This window comes from Streptomyces kebangsaanensis (assembly GCF_001906585.1).
In the GTDB taxonomy this organism is placed as follows: domain Bacteria; phylum Actinomycetota; class Actinomycetes; order Streptomycetales; family Streptomycetaceae; genus Streptomyces; species Streptomyces kebangsaanensis.
Genome location: NZ_JUJA01000168.1, coordinates 45,658 through 49,956, shown reverse-complemented (window position 1 = coordinate 49,956; position 4,299 = coordinate 45,658). Strand labels below are relative to the sequence as shown.

General features: G+C 72.8%; 3 protein-coding genes and 2 pseudogenes. 1 reads left to right on the top strand and 4 read right to left on the bottom strand.

Annotation, left to right across the window (positions count from 1 at the left end; translation table 11 throughout):
* Window positions 1-746 (top strand): glutaminase (locus tag RH94_RS37035; RefSeq protein ID WP_234426320.1); only part of this gene is annotated, 746 nt, incomplete at its 5' end.
* Window positions 747-763: 17 nt separating this feature from the next.
* On the opposite strand, the pseudogene RH94_RS37030 reads toward RH94_RS37035, so the two are convergent.
* The 4 genes and pseudogenes from RH94_RS37030 to RH94_RS45850 form a co-directional block, all read right to left on the bottom strand.
* Window positions 764-1,604 (bottom strand): annotated as a pseudogene (locus tag RH94_RS37030) (D-alanyl-D-alanine carboxypeptidase family protein); the annotation flags it as partial.
* A 1-nt stretch (window position 1,605) separates the two neighbouring features.
* Window positions 1,606-1,924, bottom strand: a pseudogene (locus tag RH94_RS45855) (D-alanyl-D-alanine carboxypeptidase); the annotation flags it as partial.
* Between the two features lie 205 nt (window positions 1,925-2,129).
* Window positions 2,130-3,605 carry an aldehyde dehydrogenase gene (locus RH94_RS37025; protein ID WP_073952692.1) on the bottom strand — a complete coding sequence of 492 codons (1,476 nt, stop codon included), beginning with the start codon at window positions 3,603-3,605 and terminating at the stop codon, window positions 2,130-2,132.
* Between the two features lie 52 nt (window positions 3,606-3,657).
* Window positions 3,658-4,299 (bottom strand): zinc-binding dehydrogenase (locus RH94_RS45850; RefSeq protein WP_234426319.1); only part of this gene is annotated, 642 nt, incomplete at its 5' end.

Sequence of the window (4,299 nt, the reverse complement as noted above, 5' to 3'; positions counted from 1 at the left end):
GCGAGCCGTTCTCCACCCAGTCCATCACCAAGGTGTTCACCCTCGCCCTCGACCTGGCCCGCGAGGGCGACGAACTGTGGGAGCACGTGGGCCGCGAGCCCTCCGGCAACCCCTTCAACTCCCTGGTCCAGCTGGAGTACGAGAACGGCATACCGCGCAACCCGTTCATCAACGCCGGCGCCCTGGTCGTCACCGATCGCCTGCAGACCCGTACCGGCGACGCGGCGGGCGAGCTGCTGCGCCTGCTGCGTGCCGAGAGCGGCAACCCGGAGCTGGACTTCGACACCGGGGTCGCCGAGTCCGAGACCGAGCACGGCGACCGCAACGCCGCCCTGGCCCATTTCATGGCGTCCTACGGCAACATCGACAACCCGGTACCGGTCCTGCTGGACCAGTACTTCCGCCAGTGCTCGATCGCGGCCTCCTGCGCCGACCTCGCGCTGGCCACCACGTTCCTCGCCCGGCACGGCATACGGGCCGACGGCACCCGGCTGCTCACCCGCAGCCAGGCCAAGCAGATCAACGCGGTCATGCTGACCTGCGGGACGTACGACGCGGCCGGCGACTTCGCCTACCGCGTGGGGCTGCCCGGCAAGAGCGGTGTGGGCGGCGGCATCATCGCCGTCGTACCCGGCCGGTGCGCGCTGTGCGTGTGGAGCCCCGGCCTGGACGAGCGGGGAAACTCGGTGGCGGGCGTGGCGGCCCTGGACCGCTTCACGACCCTCACCGGTCTGTCGGTGTTCTGAGCCCCGCCGCCGTCCGGTCAGTCGCGCGCGTACCGGCGGCCCGTGAGTCCCAGGCCGAGCAGCAGGACTCCGGCGCCCGCACCGACCGCGCTCGCGATCGTGCCCGTCTCCGGCCAGTGCGACCCGGCCTTCGGCTCGGCGCGAGGAGGCGCCGCGGGCCCCGCCGCCACGACCGTCGCGTCGGCGTGCGTCACCGGCCGCAGGGCGTCGAGCGAGCCGACCGGATCGACGTACCCGGCCGCGTCGAACCCCCAGTCCAGCAGCTTCCGCGCCTCCTCGTAGACGGTGTGCCCCTCGCCTCCCCGAGGGTTCATCACGGTCACGACGAGGGTCCGCCCGCCCTGCCGGGCGGCGGCGACCAGTGTGTTGCCCGCGTTGCTGGTGTAGCCGTTCTTGATGCCGAGCAGCCCCGGATACGGCTTCACGCCGCCGGCGCCGGTCAGCAGCCGGTTGGTGTTGGCGATCCGGTACGTCGTCCCGTCGTGGCCGGGGAAGGCGGCGTGAGCGGTGGAGCAGTACCGCGCGAAATCCGGGTTGCGCAGCCCGGCCCGGCCGAACACGGCCAGGTCGTACGCCGAGGACGCCTGCCCGTCGGCGTCGTAGCCGTCCGGGGAGACGACCGTGGTGTCGAGGGCACCCAGGGAGCGGGCCTTGGTCTCCATCTGCCGGGCCGTGTGGTCCCAGCCGCCGTTGAGCGCGGCCAGCACGTGCACGGCGTCGTTGCCGGAGTTGAGGAACACCCCGCGCCACAGATCGGCCACCTTGTACGTGTGGCCCTCGACGACCCCGACCAGGCTGCTGCCCGCGCCGATCCCCGCCAGCTCCTTCGCGCTGACGGTGTGCTGGACACCGGCGGGGNGGAAGGCCGGCAGCACGGTCAGCGCGAGCAGGGTCTTCAGCGTGCTGGCGGGCGGCAGTCTGCGGTGCGCGTCGTGCGCGGCGAGCACCTCGCCGGTGCCGGCGTCGGCCACCAGCCAGGACAGCGCGGAGAGGTCCGGCAGGTCCGGCGCCCCGTCGCGGAGCCGGACCTGCGTGCCCTCCTCCTCCAGCAGGCCCGGCGGCGGCACCGCCGCCTTCCGCTGCCCCGGCGCGCTCGTGTCCGCATGCGTCCGGCCCACGGCCGCGACCGGCGGTGCCAGTGCCAGAACGCCTGCCGCGCAGAGCGCGCAGGCCGACATGACAGCTCGCGAACGAAGTCCGATCTTCATACCGCAAACGTAGGAAGAAACCGGTGAGGGCGGGACGCCACCGGGAGCCGAACGGGGCGCACGAGCACCCGGATGCCCTACGCCTGCCCGGCGAACGGCTGACGGGCGCCGCCGACAGGGCACTTGTCCATGCCGGCGGCGCCCGCTCGTCGGGCAGGCGCCCCGCCCGTTCGTTCTACGCCGCCTGCGTGTCGTCGCCCGTGGGCGGCTCGGTCACGAAGATCGTCTTGTACTGGAGGTACGCCTCGATCCCCTCCGCCCCCAGTTCGGAGCCCAGACCGCTGTCCCGCCGGCCGCCGAACGGCGCGCCGATGTCGAAGTTGGCGTGGTTGACGCTGAAGGTGCCGGTGTCCACCGCGCGGGCCACTTCCCGTCCCAGCGCCTCGTCCGCCGTCCAGACGCTGCCCGCCAGACCGTAGGCGGAGTCATTGGCCATGGCGACGGCGCCCTCGACCGAGCCGTCGTAGGCGGAGACGGTCACCACGGGGCCGAAGCTCTCCTCGCGGGCGACGAACATCGAGGGGTCCACGTCGGCGAAGACGGTGGGCTCGACGTAGAAGCCCCGGTCCAGGCCGGGTGGGCGGCCGCCGCCGGTGGTGACGCGCGCCCCTTCCTCCCGGCCCTTGCGGAGGTAGCCCTCGATCCGGTCGCGGTGGTCGGCCCCGACGACCGGGCCGATCACCGTGGACGGGTCCAGCGGGTCGCCGACCGGCCAGGCGGCGACGGTCGCGGTGACGGCGTCCACGACCTCGTCGTAGCGCGAGCGGGGCACGAGCAGCCGGCTGTTGTTGGTGCAGGTCTGGCCGTTGTTGTTGAACGACAGGTTCAGCAGGTGGTCGAGGAGGAGGGGCAGGGGGGCGTCCTCCAGCAGGATCGCGGCGGACTTGCCGCCCAGCTCCAGGGTGACCGGGCGCAGCAGTTCGCCGCAGAGCGCGCCGATGCGGCGTCCGGCGGCGGTGGAGCCGGTGAAGGCGACCTTGTCCACCCCGGGGTGGGTGACCAGGTACTCTCCCACCTCGCGCTCGGCCGGCAGGAAGTTGATCACGCCGGGCGGGAACCCCGCCTCGTGGACCGCGTCGGCGACGAGGAACGAGTCGAGCCCAGTGGCGGGGGAGGGCTTGATCACGGCGGTGCAGCCCATCGCCAGCGCGGGAGCCAGCTTGAAGAACAGTGTGCTGAGCGGGTAGTTCCACGGCACGATCATGGCGACCACGCCGACGGGCTCGCGGCGGACCAGGCTGTGCCCCACCAGGGCGGGACGCAGGTCCTCCGCGTACATGACGTCGGCGAGCGGGGCGTAGAACCGGAGCAGGCCCGTCGCGGCGCCGACGTTGGCCTCGATCGCGCGGGCCAGGGGCGTGCCCACTTCCTGGGCGATCAGGGTGCCGAGGGCGTCGGTGCGGGATTCCAGGGCAAGGGCCAGGCGTTCCATCGCGGCGGCGCGTTCCTCGGCCGAGCCCCACCCGCGGTGGCCGCCGAGGGCGCGGCGCGCGGCGGCGACGGCGGCGTCCACGTCGGCGCGGTCGGCCTCGGGGAAGACGCCGATGGGCTGCTCGGTGGCGGAGTTGATCGCGGTGAAGGCGCGGTCGGTCGAGGGTGTGCGCCAGGCGCCGTCGATGTAGAAGGCGTCGCGATCGGTCCCGTGGGACATGGCGGAGAGCTCCTTTGTTCCTACTGTTCCTGCCGGCTCGTTCCCGCGGTCTTCAGTCCGCGGAGCGGTGGGCGACGACACCGCGCAGGTTCCGTCCGGACCGCAGGTCCTCGAACCCCTGGTTGATCTCGTCGAGGCCGTAGGTACGGCTGACCAGCTCGTCGAGCTTGATCAGGCCCTGGCGGTACAGGGACAGCACCCGGGGCACGTCCCGCGTGGGGCTGCAGGAGCCGAAGATGGTGCCCTGCAGGCGCTTCTCGGCGAAGACGAGCTGGGTGCCGGGGAGTTGGATGTTGATGTCGTGGACGTCCTCGGACATGCCGGCCAGGACGATGGTGCCGCCCTTGCCGGTGGCCTCGAACGAGGCGCGGACGATCTCGGCGGTGGTCTCACCGGTGCAGACGAGGGTGGAGTCGGCGCCCATCGCGCTGGGGTTGAGGTCCGCGGCGAGGGCCGCCGCCTCGTCGAGGGTGCGGCAGACGTGGGAGGCCCCGAGGTCGCGTGCCAGGGCGTGCTTGGCCTCGTTGGGGTCGACCAGGATGACGTTCCCGGCGCCGGAGAACCGGGCTCCCTGGATGGCGTTGATGCCGACGCCGCCCGCGCCGACGACGATGACGGTGTCACCGGGCTCCGGCTCGGCCGCGTACACGGCGGCGCCCCAGCCGGTGAGTACGCCGCAGCTCACCAGCGCGAC